The sequence below is a fragment of the Nonomuraea dietziae genome, assembly GCF_014195505.1.
GTDB lineage: Bacteria > Actinomycetota > Actinomycetes > Streptosporangiales > Streptosporangiaceae > Nonomuraea > Nonomuraea roseola.
The window spans coordinates 119227-137477 of record NZ_JACIBV010000003.1 but is presented as its reverse complement, the minus strand read 5'-3'; the positions used below and the strand labels follow the sequence as shown (position 1 = coordinate 137477).

Below are 18251 nucleotides of genomic sequence, written 5' to 3'. Positions count from 1 at the left end.
ACACGCCCTAGCTGCCTTTCGTCGGCAATGCGTCCAAATTGCCGTTCCAGTTGCCGACATACACCATGCCGCCGGTCACCACCAGCGTGTCGGACGTGGAGCTGCCGGTCTCGAAGCTCCATCGGGGCGCCCCAGAAATGGCATCCAGCGCATGCAGCGTCCCGTCGCCGCCGACGTAGAGCGTGCTCCCCTTCACCAGAGGGCCGGTGTCGACACCGCCAGCCACGGGGAAGCTCCATCGAGCCACTCCCGAGGAGGTGTCCAGCGCGTACACCTTGCCGCCGGCGCCGCCGACGTACACGAGTCCACGGGCCGTCGAGGCGCTCCATAAATAGTGCGGGTCGCCGCCCTTGCTTTGGAATCTCCACAGCCGCTTGCCAGTGTGCGCGTCCAGCGCATACGTCGCCCTCTCGCTCCTGCCATCGAGGTAGACGACGTCGCCGGCCACCACGAGCGGGTAGAAGATGGACGAGTCGAGCCGGGAACTCCATCGGGCCGCGCCGGTGGCGGCGTCGAGCGCGTACACCTTGCCGTCGGTGCTGGAGGCGTAGACGACCTTGCGGGTCACCACCAGTTCCATACGGGCCTCGGGTTTGCCGGGCCGGAATAGCCACCGCTGAGCGCCCGAGCCGGCATCCAGGGCGTACACCATGCCATGGTCGCCGCCGATGTAGACGACTCCGCCAGCCACTACCGGACGGGGAAGGAGGCGTGCAAAACGGTCTTCGAGGACGGCACCGTCGAGCCGGAATCGCCACTGCTCCTTGCCGGTGGCGGCGTCCAGCGCGACGACCTCAGAGTCCTCGGCCCAGATGTACACGCTGCGCTCCGCCACCACGGGCCCGTCTTGCGCACCGATCCGGCGGCTCCACAGCTGCCGGCCCGTGGCGGCGTCAAGCGCTACCGTCTTGCCGGCGGAGTTGGCCGCGTACACGGTCCCGTCGGTCACCGCTAAGTCGTAGTCGATGGACGTGCCCGTCTGGAAACTCCATCGGGTCGCACCTGTGCTCGCATCCAGGGCGTACACCTTGCCGTCGCCGCTGCCGACGTAGACGACGCCATTGACCACCACGGGCCTGGAAGAGACAGTTCCGTCCGTCGGATAGCTCCAGCCACCCGTGCTCGCGGGCAGGGGGGCGTGGTCGCCTGGCCGGTAACGAGCCAGCAGGTTGTCCCGCAGTCGCGGGGACAGGAGCCGCACCGCCAGTCGCGATGGAGCGCTCAGGCTGGCCACGACAGGGCCCACAGTGAGGATCGTCCAGTCGACCCGCTTGCGCCCGTCCGACATGTGCGGCGCCACGGTATAGGTGAGGAAGTCCGAGCCCTCGGTCGTGGGGTCGAAGCTGGAGGGCGGTAGGCCGCTGCTGTTCTTGATCTCGTCGACCTCGGCGGCGAACAGCTTACGCGCGCCCGTACTCGACGGGGACACCCAATCCACGGAGACCGAGATCACGGCGCCCTCATCCGTAGGTGGTATCCAGTTGCACTGCGGGGGTTTCGGTAACGTCGCCCCCTCCCTGTCGCCCCCTCCAGGCACGGCCTGGTAGCCGTCCCCTACGACGCGCAGGTCGCGGTCGGTTAACAGGGCGCAGGCGTCCGGCCAGGCGTCCGCCGCGACGCCGCCGAAAACGGCCGGGCCAGTGGGCAGCCCGCGGACCAGGGTGTACGCGGTGATCCGCTCGGCCTTGGCGATGTTGCTGTGGACAAAGGCCATGTCTCGGGTTGCCCCGACGAGGGACGCGAAGGCGTAGGGCATATCGATGGGCAGCCCGCCGAGGTGGCCGGTGACGGTGTCCAGGGACAGCAGGTAGGCGGGCGACGGCCACTTGCTGTGCAGGACGAGCTCGCCATCGTCGCCCACCGTGGGATTCGATCCGGTGAACATGGGCAGGCTCCAGCGGCTGGAGTCCGTGACCTCGACGGCCTCCCGGACGCTGGACAGCAGCCTGCCGTTCGCCGCGTAGAACAGAGCGTCATTGCCTCCCCAGACGTAGACGTATCCGTCCGCGCTGGCCTTGATGTCCATTGCAGGAGGGGAGGAGTTCAACTCCGGTTCGTCGCCGTCCGGCGAAAGGAAGGAGGACAACTGGCGCGTCCAGTTGTATCGCAGCGTATGTGGATCCAGCGAGACGAGCCCGAACTGATCTCCCACGCAATAGCTGAGAAGCATCACCGAGCGGGCCGTGGCGACACCCTTCAGATGGCAGCGTTGTGGGTGGGTCATCCGCGCCGTGGTCGCCCCGGTCCGCAGATCGAGAGCGTGGATGGCGAAGGGCCCGGACTCCTGCTCGAACACCACGACGCCGCGCTCGGTCACCATGATCCGCGGGCCGTCGTACCAGCCGAAGCCCTCCTTCTGGCTGAAACCGGCGACGATGACCGTGCGCTGCCACAGTTTGGCACCCGTGAACAGGTCATAGCCGGACAGGACGTGGTCGGCGATGTCCCGCGTCCCCCGCGACACGACGAGCGTCTCGGCCGAGATCCAGACGCCGGTGACGGACGCGGGAAGCTCGGGGTCGGCGGGGATGGTGCGTCGCAGCGCGCCGGTACGCGCATCGTGGACCGTCACCCTTCCCTGTTGTCTCACGGCGACCGCGACGTCCGACGTAGCGACGAGCGGGGTCGCGAAATCCGGATGACCGTAGTGCGGCCATCCGCCGGTCTGCCATTCGACGGGCATCGACCACGCCGCGCGCCACTCGATGGGCGCGATCGGGAGTCGCGGGGAGTCAGCGGTCACGGTCGAACAGACCACCACGACCATCGCGAGCAGGACGGCGATCGTGCGGTGCCCGGGCACGGTCAACACCCCTCGAACTTCCGCCTGGCGCAGACCTGATCGTGGGAGATCGGCCGCCAGCCGTAGTCGTAGTAGGAGCGATAAGCGTCGGCGCGACCGGTCAGTCGGAACGAGCCCTTGTCAGGTCCCTTGATCTCTATCTGCTCAGTTCGGTCTTCTGCCAGCGCGGTGACCAGGAAATCGAACTCGTAGTACGCCTTCTTTCCAACGACCGTCAAGGACAGTGTGACCCGCTCGTCCCGTTTCAGATCGATCTGTTTCTTCCTGAAGTACGAGGCGTTCCGATCCTTCGTGGTGGTGAAGCGGGGAGCCGCCGCATCGAGATCGGCGGCGAGTTCGACGGTGTCGGCTTCTCCGGCGGTACTGAGGAACGCGAGGGCGCCATCCGAGACGGGCTTGCGGGCGAGCACGCGTGGTTCGATGTCGACGATGCGCAGATTGGTGCGGTTGCCGATGAGAACGACGGTGACGCTCGCGTGGTCGAGCGGGGCTCTGTGGTGGCGGGCCAGGACCGCGTCCCGTTGGGAGTCGGACGCGCCCTCGCCCAAGAGGATTGCCCGCTCTCTGGTGTCGGTCACCGGCTCCCTCAGTGCGATGTCACGCTCGGAGTAGTCGATGTCCACGTGGCCGATTTTGATCGGAGGCTCGCCACCGATTTTGTCGAACACGTCAGGTCCGCGGGCATTGAACCATGCGGTGAACACGACCCCGATCACGGCGATGATCACGGCGCTTAAGATCCCGGCCGACCACGCCCGCATGGCCGTCCATCGCCCGGCCCCGGCCCTCTCGGCCTCTTGGTCTCGCGGCGATGTGGGAGACGTATGAGTCTTCGCACGCTTGTTCCGGCGCCTTTTAGCCATGAAACGTCCCCCAGCGGTAGCTTCTCCCAGTGGTATATCGGCGTAACCGTCGCAACGTTGCGCAGCCTATGAGTTTCGGTCTGATCGCCACTTGCTCAATGGGGGCCCTACGCGTAGCGCGGCGCGGCCGCCTGAAGTGCAGCGGTTCCGTGGCACTGTCAGCTGCAGCGTGACCAGACAGTCCACCGGCGAGGATCCCTCCGAGATCAGTCAGGCGGGACGCCCGCCGGCTCGAACAACATGAGCAGCTCCCCGTGATCTTCTGGTCGGGTTCTGCCTGGGACGACGTCCGGCCAGCTCTTGCGGCGCCGCCCCCGGGAGCTCGGCACGACGACGTAGTCGGGCCCCGTCGGTACGGCGGGCGCCGTCGCGTCGAAGGCCTCCTCCGGCTCGCTCTCCGGGGTGGGTTCCTGGGGCCACGGCGCATCGCCAGCGCTGTGCGGCTCCGCTGTGACGACCCTTTCGGGGCGCTCGGGTTCGGTGGCCTCCTGCTCCCAGGACTCGACGATGGCGTGCCAGATGCGTCGGTGTTCGCGGTAACGGTCCCTGCGCTCCGCCGCGTCGATGTCGCCGCCGAGCTCGATCGCGATCGCGTCGAGGTCAGCCGGGCCGCGGACCCAGCCCTCTCCGTCGCGCACAGCCAGGTTGTAGGTGGCCAGCAGCCGCAGGGCCTGGCTGCCAGCCGAGCGGGAGACCCTGGCGGTGTGAGCCACCGCGGTTGCTCCGGTCGGCGCGGTCGACAGCGCCTCGAGCACGAGCGCGACGACGGGGCCGAGCATGTGCAAGGCTGGGTGCAGGACGTCGATCAGGCCGCCGCGCCACCGGATCCATCGAGATTGGTCGCGATAGCTGTCCGGGACGCGCAGTCGGTAGCGGTCGGCCGCCTTGCCTCGACCTGCCTCGACCAGCTCGATCAGTGGGTCGTCTTCTTCTCGCAATCGTTTGAGGTGGCGGGCGACGACGGTGTAGTCGGCGCCGGTCATCTGCGACAGGGCGCGGCAACCGAACGCCGGTTGGGTCGACCCGTCCATGCGAGCCGCCACGACCATCGCTCGCAGCAGGAGCCGGATGAAGGGCGCGGCCCGGCCCCAAGCGGCAGTCCGTTCGCCGTCCTGCTCGGCGAGCCAGATGCAGGTCCGCCACTGAAGGATCTCCTGCCAGTGGTTCAGCACTCGCTCATCTGCCAACTGTGGGGCAATGGTGCGGATACCCCACCGGTTCTGGTCGTGGACCTCTTTCTCCTGGAAAAGCGAATCTACGTTGTAAAGGCGTAGGCCTTGGTTGTTTCGGGCATCTTCCTGCTCGGGCTGAGGTGGCGTCGGCGACCCGGGCGGGGGAGGGGGGGCCGTGGATAGGTTGTTCTGGCTTGTGTTGCAGTTGCGGACATGTCTCCGCCAGGCGACTCCGGCAACTGCTTTTTGCCAGTCCCAGCGCAGGACGTGTTCCTGCTCTTGATCGGTGCGCGGGCCGCCGTTGCGGCGGGAGTTCAGTAGCCGGGCAAGGCCGGCCCAGGTGCCTTCCTGCATGCGCTGGTGGAGCTGGCTGAGCCGGTATCCGGCGGCGGCCATGCTGTTGAGCAGGCCGAGTCGGGGTTGTGAAGCGGAGGGGGCGCCGAGTGCCTCCCAATTGCCGAGCTGGGCCAGGCGCTCGGCTTCGGGCCGGAGTGAGCGGGGGCCGCTGGCGCGTGGGAGCCAGGGGTGCCCGTCAATGTCCAGAGGGATGTCGACGACCGCCTGGCAGTCGGGGCACGTGCGGCCGGCCTCGCTTGCGGTGGCGGAGCCGGTCCAGGTGGCTGGGGCTCCGGGGGCGGCGGTGTCGAGGTGGGCGAGCTCTGCGGTGAGCTCCTGCTGCAGGGCGATCCAGACCGTCGCACCGCAGGGGCGGCGCAGGATCTCCTCGGCCTGCTCAATCGGCATGGTGAGCGTCATGTAGCCGGTGAGTTGACCGCGATGAATCTTGTGGAGCGCGCCGGGCGGGCGGATCTGCCCCTGGCGACCAGCCATCGGCTGGGCGTCGAGTGTGGGGAAGCGGACGGCCAGGGCGCGGGTCAGGCGCAGGAGCTCATCGAAAGGCAGTGGGACGGCCCATCGGACGATGACGTGACGGCCGCCGCTGGGAGAGACCGTGCTGATCGCGCGGCCACCGCACTTCTCGAGGAGCGCGGTGGCCGCGGCGGCATGTTCGTCGACGTGGGCGAGGGCCTGCGCGTGGGGGAGCGCTGCCAGTGCGACATCGAAGTCGAGGAAGAGGACCTGGCTCTTCCCATCGGCGTCGTAGGTCGAGATGGTGGAGGGCCTGTTGGGCAGCTGCGGCCGGATCGGCGCAAGGGGCCGGGAGTGCTTGCCGGCGGGGAAGTTCCGACCGCCGTCGGGGGACAGCCGTACGCGCAGTTGCTGGGCCAGCAGCGGTACGAGCCGGGCGTAGGTCTCGGCTGCGTGCGCGCGAGCGGCAGCAGGGTCAGGGCCGAGCTCTGAGCACGACGTCGCCGGCGACACGCCGGGTGATCCGGACAGCAATGTGCTCACGGTCCGGTGAAAGTCCGTGGGCCCGCAGGTCCCGGGGGTAGTGGGAGAACTGAGACCAGATCCGCCATCCGGGCGACACACGCCCAAATCAGGCAATGCTGGGCTCAGCCCAGGGCGGTGTTGTATGGTGGCTCCCAGGCATAACAGCACCTGCTGGTGTGCCGGCTCCAACAACGGGTCCCCGGACCCTTCATTGGTGAAGCCCGCAACAGCCAGCGGGTCAGCGGCGAGGTCTCGCGAAACGGGCGCCAACCAGATGCGCGAGATCCTCGTTCAGTTGTTTTGGTGTTATGCGGCCGCCCCGGATCTTCCGGGGCGTTTCGCATTTACAGGCCCTGTGTGGGTACCTCCTCGGAGGCGGTGAGGTACATCAGGGTCATGCTGCGGTCTCTGACTGCGACGGCAGCCGGTCCAGGCCAGGAAGCATCTCGGACAGCACCACTTGTGCAGCGTCCTTAGCTCGGGTTGTTGCGTCGGCCTGTGCCGGGGCATCCGCCCGTCGTCCGGCACGCTCCTCGATGAGTTGGGCGACTAGATGGGCGAAGCTCACGCCCTCAGCAGCGGCGAGCTTGTGGGCTTGGTCAAGGATTTTGTTCCGGAGCCGGACGGAAGTCTGAGTGAACGCCTCAGGGTCCTTCTGCTCCTTCTCCTGGCTCCAGACCCTGCCACTGCGCATGCCGTAGCGGCCGCTGCCGCCGCGGTGCGCGCTAGATGCTCCTGTCGATGTCGCCATGGGCGATGATCCTGCCCTATCACTGGGTTCTGTGGTACCACTTTCGCTCGGCGTGTCGCGAGTTTTTCCGGCGCTGTAGCGCGATCGGACGCTGACCTGCCGGACTGGAGGACAGGAGAGACGCCTCCGGCCGCCGGGGAGGGCGGAGGCGTCCACGTCCGCAGCCAGGCGAAAGTCCAGCGATGGCGCGTCAGCGGGGGCACGCCTGGCTGCATGTGTCACGAATGTCCTCGACTGGCTCGGGGGATTTATTACGACTTCGTCACAGCCGTAACTTTACTCATCTTCTGACTCCCAGTCACGGAAGTCCTCTGTCTACACTCTCGTCCCATGCCTTGACAATGATCCTAACTAGGAGTCATGCGAGTTTTGTATGTTTGCCGAGGCGTTTTTCCTTCTGTGTCCCATTCGGGAGTGGAGACTGTCGTGAGCACGGACATGACCCAGGTCGTGAGGCGGATCTGCGCGCGCGTGGCTCCTGCGGTAGACGTGGAAATCAGCCCTCTCGCCTACGGTGGAGTGCGCATCGAGCCCGCCGGCGAGCTCGGTGACACTCAGCAGTGGATCGCCGATCACCAGATCATGCGCGAGCTGATGCTGGTGGGCTGGGCTGTCGAAAGCGAGAAAACCCGATTAATGGTCCTGGGCTGGAGCGCTGTTCAAGTGCAGCACCGGCTCCGAATGCTGCGTATCTCGCTGGAAGGACTGCAGAGCGGCGAGCGCACGGCTGTCGCGGCGGCGGCAGCCACTGAAGAGCATTACCGCGCGCATCGTGAAGCGAGCCTCGATGAGACGCTGGCCGCCGTGGTCGCCGACATCGAGCGTGATCACCTGCGCTGGCCTGCTCGCCTGGCCGACCTGGATGGCCTTGAACGCTCGGCTGATCTTCCCTCGCTCAACCGCCTGCTGCAGCGCTCGGTCGAGTTGGAGAACACCGTGCGGCGCATCTGCGACGGGCACATGCAGGTCGCCGCCGATGGCATCCGCGCGATGTGGAAACAGCTGGCCGAGCACGGGCGATCCGGTGACGAGGCCCGGGAGACGGCTGTTGAGCAGGTCCGGCAAGCACTGCTCGCCGCCCGAGCAGCGTCCGAACCAGCGGCGACGGCGGTCACGCACCGATGATGGCCTGGTTGCTCCTGGCCGCCGCGATCGCTGTTGAGGTGGTGTCCAGCTCAGCGCTCAAGCTTGCGGCCTCCGGCGGCGGTGCCGCCGGGCCGATCTTCACCCTGGTGGCGCTGGGTGGCGTCGTAACGTCCTACGGACTGATGGCGTGGGCGCTGCGGCTGCAGATGGAAATCAGCGTGGCCTACGCCATCTGGTCCGGCGTCGGGACGGCGGCTATCGCCATCATCGGCGCGGCCGTTTTTCACGAGTCGATGAACGTGCCCAAGCTGGTGGCGTTGATCCTCATCATCGCTGGTGTCGCGCTCCTGCAGACCACCGCTCGCGCTGATGCGACCACCGCCCAGTCCGGCTCGGCCGATGAAGCTTCCACGCTGGCGCTGGTCACCGCGTTGCGCGAACTCGGTCACGCGTTGAGCGCCCTGCCTGAGCCCGCGGCGCTGCCCGGATCGGTGGCCAGTTCCTCACGAGGGTCGTACGCCGCTGCGCCGGCCCGACCCGCCGCCACCCGCCCTAGCTCGTGGCCCTGGCCCGTGCCGCAGTCGTTTCCCGATGACTGCGTCCTTTAAGGACTGCCCATGCATCTCGCTGATCGTCGCGGGACGGAGATCGTCCACTTAACCCACCATGCGCCTGACGCTCGGCAGCCGCGCCTTACGAAGATGACTGTCGCGGCAGCCTCCACCACGCTGCAGCCGCTCGGCGCCAATCTGCACCACGTCAGCGCCCGGTACGACGGACCGCAGCACAAAGCGGTGCGCCGCGCCGCCGACCGCGTTCACCACCTGCTGGACGCCTTCGAAGCGCCCCACACCATCACCGGCGATGCACTGTGCGGCATCGACCCCGCCACCGGCAACACCACCGTATACACCGGCCTCGCGCTCGGCGGCGGCCGTCCCTATACCTTCGCCACCGGCAGCCTGCCTGCGGACGGGCTGCGGAAGGCTGCCGAGCTCACCGTCATTACTGGTCATTGCCTGTGGCCTGAGGACGCCGTGCGCTTGGTGACGACGACCGGCCAGCGCATGTCGCTGCTGGCTCTGCGCAGCTGCCGGCTCGTCGACGTCCCCGCGATCGTGTCGATCGAGTGGGACGGACCTGAGCTGTCGGTGTACGAGATCGAGTCCTGCGCTCGGCTTGCCGACTCCGTCGCAGCGCTGGCTGCGCCCGCCGGCTTGCGCCTGCCGACGACGATCGCGGTGCAGTTGCCGAGGCTGCAGTACTACGGAATCGTCGAGCCTCTGCTGCGCAGCGGCAAGATGTGCCCGGAGCTGGGCGTTCACCTGTTTGACCTGATCGACGATCACCGCGGGCGGCTCATCGCGCATTGGGAGCGGCAACTCGAGCTGCGGCTGCCGGCCGGCTGGCGCTCGCGGATCGAGGTGAGCGCCCGTCCCGAGCTTGATCACTTCGCCGATCGGGTCTACCACGGTCTGACCCGGGGGCGCGTTCTCGGCGTCCACGATCTTCCCGCCGCCGACCGGTGCGACCCCGTCATCGCGGCCGTCCTGCGCCATATGCGGCCGCGGACTGTGGCCGAGCTGGGCGTGGCCACCTATGTCGCGCAGTATCTGCGGGCGGGCGTGGGCGGCAGCCTGGCCGTCGCGGTGGAAAACGATCCCGAGCGGCGCATTCTGAGCACGGCCCGCCGCGTGGCGACCGAGCTCGGTTCCCACCGCGGGGGACCGGTTCGGATGGTGGGCCTGTACCCACTGGGCCGTCTGTGGGCCACGCAGGCCGGGACCGTGACCCGGCCCGACCTCTACCAGCACACTCCGGGTCGGTGGGCGCGCGACAGCGCCAGCGGTGAGCTGGTCGACCTGCTCCAGCTGTGCGGCGACCTGTATCCCGCCCGTCGCGAGCTGTACCCCGCGCTCGGCATGGCCGCCGTTCTGGAATCGGCATGACGACCGCGACCGCAGCTGCCCGACCAGCGCCACCGCTGAGGCAGGCACGCACGTACCTGCGCAGCCACCGTCTGTCCCTGCTTGGCGCCGCGCTCTGCTGGGGCCTGGCCGCCGTCACCATGAAGCATGCGCTGTCGGCCTTCACCTGGCAGGCCATGGTGGCCATCCAGCTGGGGTCGGCCACCGCGACGCTGTGGCTGATGTCGCTCGCCCGCGGACATCGGCGGCCGCGCCTGTCGCGCGGTCTGGTCCTGCTGGCCGTGACCGAGCCCGGCATGTCCAGCGGCCTGTTCGTGGCCGGCATGTTGACCGCGAGCGCTGCCACCGGCTCGATCCTGGCCAACCTGGAAGGTCTGATCGTCGCGTTGGCCGGGGTGCTCCTGCTCGGCGAACGGCTCCGGCCGCTGGGCTGGCTCGGGATAGTCCTCAGCCTGCCGGGGGTGTGGCTGCTGGATGGCGCCATCACCTCGTGGGGGGACCGCACCGGCACCCTGTTGATCATGGCGGGCACGCTGTGCGCAGCCGCCGGCTCCGTGCTGGCCGCCAGGCTCATGCGCCACCGCCCCGACCGGCCGCACCTCGACCCGCTGTCAGTCACCGTCTGGCAGTTCACCATCGCGACCGCCGCGTTGACCGTCGTGCTCATCCCGCTGAATCTGGGCACGCCCTTCGCCTCGACCCCCGAGCTGACCCATTGGGCGGCCGCCGTCGCCAGCGGAGCCGTCGGCCTCGCTCTTCCCTACGCCCTGTTCAACCGAGCGGTCGTGGTGGTCCCGGTGGTGGAGGCGTCGCTGCTGCTGCAGCTGACCCCCGTCATGGGCGTCGGCGCAGCGGTCGTCCTGCTGGGTGAACGCCTCACCCCTGCCCAGATAGCGGGGGCGGCCCTGACCGTCCTCGCGGTGGCCCTGCACATCCTCAGCACCGTCCAGCGTGCGCCCCGCCGCCAACCGGCCCACGGCCGCCGCGGTGTCCACCGGACCTCATATGCAAGGAGCGCAACATGATCAGCGATCTTCTCTTTGGCAAGGCGTCGTCGCAAGCGTCAGCGCACGCCCCGGTCAGGCTGCATACGCGCGGCCGCCACGTGATCGCCACCCTGCGTGGTGTGGACGCCGCTGTCCTCAACGACGAAGTGCGCCTGCGCAGCGCGCTCGCGCAAGCCCTGCTCACCGCCCGCGCCACCATCCTCAGCATGCACAGCGAGCGTTTTCCCGTGCAGGGTGTGACCCTGTTCGCGATGCTGGCCGAGTCGCACGCGAGCGTGCACACCTGGCCTGAGGCGGGCGTCGCCGAGGTCGACATCTACACCTGTGGGCCCACGACCGATCCCATGGCGGCGCTCGAGCATCTCAAGCACCTGGTGGGCTGCACCCAGTCCGAGCACCTGCTCCTGGAGCGCGATGTCCACGCGTGAGGCGTCCCGGCACGACGGGATCGACGGCAAGGTGGCCCTGGTCACGGGGGCCGGCCGGGGCATAGGAGCCGCAGTCACCGACGCGCTGCTCGCCGCCGGCGCGACCGTCGCCGCCGCCGATCTACTCATCCAACCCAGCACCCCGCACGGCGCGGTGCCCTACCTGCTGGACGTGCGCGACGCCGGAGAGGTGGACGACGTCGTCGCGGCCGTCGAGCGTGATCTCGGCCCGATCGACATCCTGGTCAACGTCGCGGGCGTGCTGCTGCCTGGTTCGGTGCAGGACACCGACCTCGATCAGTGGCAGCAGACGATCGCCGTCAACGCGAGCGGCGTCTTCCTCGTCTCTCGCGCGGTCACCGCACGGATGGTGCCCCGCGGGTGCGGGGCGATCGTCACGGTGAGCTCGAATGCCGCCTCGACGCCGCGCATGGGCATGGCCGCCTATGCCGCCAGCAAGGCGGCCGCCACCGCCTTCACTCGCTGCCTCGGCCTGGAGCTGGCCGGGCACGGCATCCGCTGCAACGTCGTCTCGCCCGGGTCCACCGACACCGACATGCTGCGCGCCCTCCACGACGGCACGACCCTGGCCGAGGCGTGGAAGACCACGATCAACGGCGACCTGACCACCTACCGGCTCGGCATCCCTCTCGGCCGCGTGGCCGCGCCCCACGACATCGCCGACGCCGTGCTCTACCTCGCATCCGACCGAGCCCGCCACGTCACCATGCACGACCTCGTGGTCGACGGTGGCGCCACTCTGCGGGCCTGACCGACCAGATGGGATCTCCATGCCACAACTGACCACCGCCGCCGATCCGCTGGCGGACTACGACCGGGCGACCAGCGTGCTGGTCGCCTCTTCCCGAGGCACACTCCTCACTCACGGGATCCGCGCCGCCGTCGACGGCCGCCTCGACACGCTGCCCGCGCGTGCGGCCGCCATCCTCGGCGCGGACGAACTGGTGGCCGGAGCAATCTCCTTCGACGGGGCGGCAGACCTGCTCGTGCCGGAATCAGCGACCTGGTCGCCAGCGCTGCCTGCAGGCGCACCGGCCTTCCTGCGCGGCGGGTGGTCGACCCGGCCGTTGCCCTCCCCGGCCGACTACATCGAGGCCGTACGGCAGGCGCTGGTCGAGCTCAGCACGGGCCGCCTGGACAAGGTCGTGCTGGCCAGATCCCTGGAGCTGCGCTCGAACGAGCCCGTCAACGTGGCCGAGTTGCTGCGACCGCTGCTCGGCCACGGCTATGCCTTCGCCGCGCCGCTGCCGTCCGGAACCACGCTGGTCGGCGCCAGCCCCGAGCTGCTCGTCTCCCGCCATGGCCTGAGCGTGGTCAGCAACCCGCTGGCCGGATCGGCCGCACGCAGCCCCGATCCGGCCGAAGACCGGCGCCGGGCCGCCGCCTTGCTCGCCTCCGCCAAGGACAGGCGCGAGCATCGCCTGGTCGTCGAGGCTGTCACCGAGGCGCTGCAGCCGTACTGCGCTCATCTGGACGTGCCGCGCGTGCCTGAGCTGACGAGCACCGACACCCTGTGGCATCTGTCCAGCCGGATCGTCGGCAGGCTGCGTGATCCGGACACCTCGGTGCTCACGCTGGCCGCCGCCCTGCACCCGACACCGGCCGTGTGCGGCACCCCGACCGCCGAAGCTCGGCAGCTGATCCAGCGCCTGGAGCCGATCGACCGCGGCCACTACAGCGGCTTGGTCGGCTGGATGGACGCCCGCGGCGACGGCGAGTGGGCGGTGGCCATCCGCTGCGCCGAGGTCGCCGAGAACACCCTGCGCCTGTTCGCGGGCGCCGGCATCGTCGCCGGCTCCGACCCCGCCGCCGAGCTCGCTGAGACCACCGTCAAGTTCCAGACGATGCTCCGCGCGCTCGGAGCCGACATCGACGCCCGCCACCTCGAAAGGACCTGACCATCATGGCGCTTCCCTCGATCAAGCCCTACGCGATGCCGACCAGCACCCCGGCCAACCGGGTCGACTGGCAGCCGGACGCGAGCCGCGCCGTGCTGCTCGTGCACGACATGCAGCGGTACTTCCTCGATGCCTTCACCGCCGACGCTTCGCCGCTGCTGGAACTGATGGCGAACGTCGGCGCGCTGCGCGAGCAGTGCACGAACCTGGGCATACCCGTGATCTTCTCCGCGCAGCCGCCCGCCCAGCGCCCGGACCAGCGCGGCCTGCTGCTCGACTTCTGGGGCAAAGGCATCCCAGGCCCCGACGAGGCCGAGATCGCCCGGCAGTTACGCCCCCGCGACGACGAGCGCCTGCTGACCAAGTGGCGCTACTCGGCCTTTCAACTGACGGACCTGGCTCAGCTGATGGCAGAGCTCGGCCGCGACCAGCTCATCATCTGCGGCGTCTACGCCCACATCGGCGTCCTGATGACCGCCGGCGAGGCCTTCCAGCGCGACATCCAGCCGTTTGTCGTCGCTGACGCCGTCGCCGACTTCAGCCGCGAACACCACGAGATGGCGCTGAGCTACGCAGCCGAGCGGTGCGCGGTCACCATGACGACCACGCAACTCAGCCGCGCGGTGGCCAAGGCGACGCCGCTGCCCCAGAGCGGCGCCGCCGACTGGGACATCCCGCTCGTGGCGCTGGCCCAGGACCGCGTCGCCACCTTCGGGACGAGGGCATGAGTGCCGTCGGCGAGCGCCTCTGGCCCGTCTCGCCGTCCGACGGCCGGCCGCCTCATGGCCACCGTCAGCCAACCGGAGATCCGGGAACTCACTACGAACAGCTGACCGGCGAGCTCACCTATCGGCCGCCAGTCCGATCCGTTCGACACGGGCAATCAAGGCCTTGGGTGCCGGATGACCTGGTGCCAACCGATGTGCTGCCCGCGATCCGCGCCTGGCCGCAAGGCGAGGGTCTCACCCTGCGGCAACGTGAAGCTCTGCTCAGCCTGCGGCAGGCCGCTCACGAGGTCATGTCCGCCTTTGCCGAACACCCCACACACGCCAGGTGATCCCCGTTTCAGCGCCGATGACCGGAGGCTGATCATGACTCTCACCCGCACCCCCTCGAGCACCGTGGCTCCCCAGGTATCGCCGATGTCGGGCTCGTCGAACTCGACTTCGGGAAGCCATCGGCGCAGGAAACGCACCCGCCACACCGGGATGTTCATGGTGCTCGGCTGCGGGACAATGGCGCTGGTCATGGGCGACACCATGGCCGGGACACTCGCCGTGCCGCTGGTGGCCTCCCACCGGCTCGGCGCCGGGGTCGCCTTGGTCGACCTGCAGTGGATCGCCAGCGCCGCGGCGATCACCTACGCCGCCGCGCTGGCCGCCGCCGGCCGTTTGGCCGACGCGGTCGGTCGCCGCCGGGTGTTGCTGGCCGGACTCCTGATCTTCGCCCTCGGTGGCGCGGCCGCCGCCATCGCCCCCGACCTCGTGGTACTGGTGGCCGGGCGTGCCCTGCAAGGAGCCGGAGCGGGCGCGATCGTGCCCGCCTCCCTGGCGCTGCTGCTGACCCAGCTGCCGGCCACCCGCCGCGCGGCGGCGATCGGCGCATGGTCGGCCTCCTCCGGGCTGGGCGGCATCCCGCTGCATGGCGCCGGCGGCTGGCTGGCCGAACTGTGGAACTGGCGGCTGCTGTTCGCCCCCGCCGCGGTGGCCGGCCTCCTGCTAGCGGTCGTGGCGATGATGCTGCCAGCCGACCGCGGGGATCGGGCCGATCGGTGGCGACGCGTGCCGGATCCGATCGGCACGCTGATGCTGCTCGGCGGCCTTACCGCTCTGGTGCTCGCCCTGTCCAAGGGCCAGCAGTGGGGATGGCCTTCGCTGCTTGGGCTGATCAGCATGGCCTTCGGCATGCTGCTGATCGCGCTCGTCCGCTCCTGCGGTCATCGAGCGCCGGCGATCGACCTGACGCTGTGGCGGCGGCCGCGATTCCTGCTGGCCGCGCTGATCGCGCTGATGTATGGCCTGGTGTCCCTGGCGCTGCTGTCCACCGCGCCCCTTCTACTGCGGCACTGGCAGTTGCCCCTCCCGCTGATCGGGCTGGCGCTGGCGCCGCTGTCAGCCGGCGTGCTGACCTCCAGCCTCCTGGCCGGGCCGCTGGTGCGCCGCCGCGGCGTCCGGCCGGTGATCTATATCGGTGTGCTCGTCGTCGTCGGCGCCGCGCTCTGGCAGCTACAGGCGGGACTGCGGTCGGAACCCCAGCTGGCGCTATGGATGGCCGCCTGTCTGCTCATGGGCCTGGGGCTGGGCATGATCAGCACCGGCGCGTCAGCGGCCGCCACCCTGACAGCAGGCAGCGACCAGTACGCCTCCGCTGTCGGCGCGAGTATGACCGCCCGCCAACTCGGCGGCGCCATCGGCGTGGCCGTCGGCATGCTGCTGTTGGAGCACCCGCCGCTGCGCGGCCCGATGCCCGGCAACAGCGCGGTGTTCGCTCTCATCATCGGCGGCGTGGCGGTCGCCGGCTTCGCGGCTCTGTTCCTCCATCCGACAGCTGCCCCACCGGCTCCTGCGACCAAGGCCGCCGGTGGCAGTGACGCTCCCATCGGTGCGTCCGCCGCTCAGCGTTCGGCGCCCGCGCCTGCCACGCCCGGCCCAGTGCCCGCTTCAGCCGCGTCGTTGAGTCCGATCCCCGTGTTGGCAGGCCAGCTCATCGAAGCGATCGACTACGTGCTCGCCAGCCAGTCCACGTCAGTACGATCGCCCCGCAACCGGATCCGGCAGTTCGCGGGCCGGCAGCCTTAGCTCGCGGCGGTCAGTAACTGGCCAGATCACCGACGCTCATCGCCCGCTGGTAGGCGCGGATGCTGGCTTCCACCTCGCCGCACTCTTCCAGCTCCGCGGCGCTGTCCGCGAACGCCCGGGATGCACGCCCAGGAGCCTTCATCTGCTCCAGTTGCTCACCAGTGGTGGTACGTACCTCGGCTGCCGCTTGCATCTGCTGACGCGCGCGCAGGGTGTCGGCGACGAGCAGCCGCGCGTCAGCGACGAGGTTGAGCGCAGCAGGGTGCCGGGTGGCGATCTCCTCAGCCTGCCGCGCCGCTGCCTCAACGTCTCCGGCCAGGAGCGCCGCGCGGGCCAGCCACAGCTGGCAGTAGCCTAAGTCGATGGCGCTGGCGGCGCTGCCTGCCAGCTCTTGCTGGGCGATGAGCAGCATCTGGCGCGCTCTGGCATGCTCGGCCGGGCAGTAGATGAGCAGGTTCTCGGCCAGCCTGGCTCGCAACCGGCCTGTCGAGCGGGGGTCGGTGAGGTGGGCGTGGGCGGCCAACGCCCGCTCACCCAGGTCGGCGGCCAGGCTCGCATCGCCGTCGATGGCCGCGACCGTCGCGCCATTCCAGCAGGCGGCCCGCAGCGCCCGCGGTGTACCCAGTTGCTCGGCCGCTTCCAGCAGTTGGGCGGCCAGGGCCCGGCAGATCGTCTGTTCCCCGCGTTCGATGTAGGCGGCCAGCAGCGTGGCGCCGAGTTCGATACCCCGGTCGGTCCAGCCTCCGGGCAGTTCCCGGGTGAAGGTGATCTCGCCGATGTTGACGCTCGCTGACAGGTCACCGACCTCGCGCAGGCATCGGCATAATGCCAGGGCGATGCCTATCCGGTGCTCGGTCTCTTCGCGGTCTTCGAAGGCCATCGGGGGCAGTTGCTGCTCATCGAGCGGCGCCAGGACGGCCAGCAGATACGTCAGGCGCTCGATGGCCTCGGGCAGGTCCCCATCGGCCTCCGCGGCCAGAGCCAGACCCAGTTCGGCCTGACACCACAGATCGGGGCGGCTGCCCAGGGCCGGATCATCGACGAGCGCGGCGTACTGAGCGCGGGCTTCGGCGGCCAGACCCTGAGCGAGGGCGTCGTCTGCTCTGGCGAGCTCCTGCCTGATCTGCGCTCCACGATCGGCCGGGAGCCCATGGCGGAGGACCAGCGGTGAGCACCCGAGCATGGCGGCCAGTTCCCGCAACTCCTGCGCGGTGGCGTCGACGCCGTCTTCGAGCAGTGTGAGCCGCCGGGTCGAGAGCTGGGATCCGCTGAGGTCGTCCAGCGTCAACCGGCGCTGGTGTCGAAGGCCTCGCAGAATCACGCCCCCATGCATATCGGTCAGCATTCCACCGCCCTGGTCGCGACTGCCTCGCCCATTCGATCAATGCGAACCGATCGTAGACACAAGCTGGGCAGATCACCACCCTTGATGTCCCCTTGCCCAGCTAGTCAGCCTGAGCAGCGGTAGCCGACGTAAGAAGTCGTGCGGCTGTGTCCGGGTCGGTTGGGTCATTGACTTCGAACAGGGCCGCGCGGGCGTCGATCGCCTCGGACGTCATGATCGCCAAGGTAAGTGTCGGGACCGACAAAACGGGATGGCAATAGGACTAGCCATAATCTGTCTATTCTATTAGACACCGAGTGTGCTTCGGCCTACAGTGCCTGCATGACCACGCGCCACGAAGCCGTCTTCAGCCAGGACTACGTCGCGGACGACACCGACACCGATGCCCTCGTCGCCTCCTCCTACCTGGCCACCGCCACACGAACCGGCAAGTACTGGACCGCCACCGTCCACGGCCTGCCAGACGGGCAATCCCTCCACGTTCAGGGCGCAACGTGGCGAGAGACCGCGGACAACGCCTTGGACCGCGTCAGTGACCTGCTCGGCCCCTCTACCGGGGTAGTGGGCCTCTACCTCGCCCCCGCCGATCCAGAGGCGGCCAGCGTGGTGAAAGCCGTTCGGGAGGCTCGCACCGCGCGCTTCCTCGCCGAACAGGCTGAGCGTGACGCCGTCGTCAAAGCCGCACAGACCCTCCTTGACCAGGGCTGGACCACCCGCGATGTCGGAAGCGTGCTGGGCTTCTCCCATCAGCGCATCTCCCAGATCGCCCGCCGCACCACCGCGTAGCAGATGGATGTCCCGATCTTGCCTGGTTGA

Annotated in this window: 16 protein-coding genes; 10 read left to right on the top strand and 6 right to left on the bottom strand. The window is 69.0% G+C overall.

The window, feature by feature from the left end:
* Positions 1 to 7: 7 nt before the first annotated feature.
* The 4 genes from FHR33_RS47630 to FHR33_RS47615 all read right to left on the bottom strand — a co-directional run bounded on the left by FHR33_RS47630 (position 8) and on the right by FHR33_RS47615 (position 6924).
* Complete coding sequence (locus tag FHR33_RS47630) at positions 8 to 2812, bottom strand: outer membrane protein assembly factor BamB family protein (protein ID WP_183662613.1); 2805 nt, start codon at positions 2810 to 2812, stop codon at positions 8 to 10.
* Positions 2806 to 3531, bottom strand: coding sequence for a hypothetical protein (locus tag FHR33_RS47625; protein WP_183662611.1), 726 nt, complete (start codon positions 3529 to 3531; stop codon positions 2806 to 2808). Before FHR33_RS47625 ends, FHR33_RS47630 begins: the two co-directional genes overlap by 7 nt.
* 341 nt (positions 3532 to 3872) lie before the next feature.
* Positions 3873 to 6191 carry a hypothetical protein gene (locus FHR33_RS47620; RefSeq protein WP_183662609.1) on the bottom strand — a complete coding sequence of 773 codons (2319 nt, stop codon included), beginning with the start codon at positions 6189 to 6191 and terminating at the stop codon, positions 3873 to 3875.
* Between the two features lie 376 nt (positions 6192 to 6567).
* Positions 6568 to 6924 carry a hypothetical protein gene (locus tag FHR33_RS47615; RefSeq protein ID WP_183662607.1) on the bottom strand — a complete coding sequence of 119 codons (357 nt, stop codon included), beginning with the start codon at positions 6922 to 6924 and terminating at the stop codon, positions 6568 to 6570.
* A 426-nt stretch (positions 6925 to 7350) separates the two neighbouring features.
* On the opposite strand from FHR33_RS47615, the gene FHR33_RS47610 reads away from it, so the two are divergent.
* The 8 genes from FHR33_RS47610 to FHR33_RS47575 are packed head-to-tail and all read left to right on the top strand — an operon-like array spanning position 7351 to position 14020.
* The gene (locus FHR33_RS47610) at positions 7351 to 8049 is read left to right on the top strand and encodes a hypothetical protein (RefSeq protein ID WP_183662605.1); all 699 of its coding nucleotides are present in this window, start codon (positions 7351 to 7353) and stop codon (positions 8047 to 8049) included.
* A gap of 8 nt (positions 8050 to 8057) precedes the next feature.
* The gene (locus FHR33_RS47605; RefSeq protein WP_246453896.1) at positions 8058 to 8618 is read left to right on the top strand and encodes a DMT family transporter; all 561 of its coding nucleotides are present in this window, start codon (positions 8058 to 8060) and stop codon (positions 8616 to 8618) included.
* A 9-nt stretch (positions 8619 to 8627) separates the two neighbouring features.
* Positions 8628 to 9959, top strand: a complete 1332-nt coding sequence (locus FHR33_RS47600) for a hypothetical protein (RefSeq protein WP_183662601.1) — start codon at positions 8628 to 8630, stop codon at positions 9957 to 9959.
* Positions 9956 to 10963, top strand: a complete 1008-nt coding sequence (locus FHR33_RS47595) for a DMT family transporter (RefSeq protein WP_183662599.1) — start codon at positions 9956 to 9958, stop codon at positions 10961 to 10963. The genes FHR33_RS47600 and FHR33_RS47595 overlap by 4 nt, the downstream gene beginning before the upstream one ends.
* Positions 10960 to 11373, top strand: coding sequence for an adenosylmethionine decarboxylase (gene speD / locus FHR33_RS47590; RefSeq protein WP_183662597.1), 414 nt, complete (start codon positions 10960 to 10962; stop codon positions 11371 to 11373). Before FHR33_RS47595 ends, speD begins: the two co-directional genes overlap by 4 nt.
* Positions 11360 to 12145: a 2,3-dihydro-2,3-dihydroxybenzoate dehydrogenase gene (dhbA, locus tag FHR33_RS47585; RefSeq protein ID WP_183662595.1), complete on the top strand. Its 786-nt coding sequence runs from the start codon at positions 11360 to 11362 to the stop codon at positions 12143 to 12145. The genes speD and dhbA overlap by 14 nt, the downstream gene beginning before the upstream one ends.
* A gap of 19 nt (positions 12146 to 12164) precedes the next feature.
* Positions 12165 to 13292, top strand: a complete 1128-nt coding sequence (locus FHR33_RS47580) for an isochorismate synthase (RefSeq protein ID WP_183662593.1) — start codon at positions 12165 to 12167, stop codon at positions 13290 to 13292.
* A gap of 5 nt (positions 13293 to 13297) precedes the next feature.
* Positions 13298 to 14020, top strand: a complete 723-nt coding sequence (locus tag FHR33_RS47575) for an isochorismatase family protein (RefSeq protein WP_183662591.1) — start codon at positions 13298 to 13300, stop codon at positions 14018 to 14020.
* Between the two features lie 155 nt (positions 14021 to 14175).
* Here the strand turns inward: FHR33_RS47575 and FHR33_RS47570 are convergent, their stop codons facing one another.
* The gene (locus tag FHR33_RS47570) at positions 14176 to 14541 is read right to left on the bottom strand and encodes a hypothetical protein (protein WP_183662590.1); all 366 of its coding nucleotides are present in this window, start codon (positions 14539 to 14541) and stop codon (positions 14176 to 14178) included.
* Between the two features lie 28 nt (positions 14542 to 14569).
* Here FHR33_RS47570 and FHR33_RS47565 point away from each other — a divergent pair, with 28 nt between their 5' ends.
* A complete protein-coding gene (locus FHR33_RS47565; RefSeq protein ID WP_312896113.1) occupies positions 14570 to 16090 on the top strand; it encodes an MFS transporter in 1521 nt (506 codons plus the stop codon).
* A gap of 10 nt (positions 16091 to 16100) precedes the next feature.
* On the opposite strand, the gene FHR33_RS47560 is transcribed toward FHR33_RS47565, so the two are convergent.
* Positions 16101 to 17378 carry a hypothetical protein gene (locus FHR33_RS47560; protein ID WP_183662586.1) on the bottom strand — a complete coding sequence of 426 codons (1278 nt, stop codon included), beginning with the start codon at positions 17376 to 17378 and terminating at the stop codon, positions 16101 to 16103.
* 378 nt (positions 17379 to 17756) lie between these two features.
* On the opposite strand from FHR33_RS47560, the gene FHR33_RS47555 reads away from it, so the two are divergent.
* The gene (locus FHR33_RS47555) at positions 17757 to 18221 is read left to right on the top strand and encodes a hypothetical protein (RefSeq protein ID WP_183662584.1); all 465 of its coding nucleotides are present in this window, start codon (positions 17757 to 17759) and stop codon (positions 18219 to 18221) included.
* Positions 18222 to 18251 lie beyond the last annotated feature (30 nt).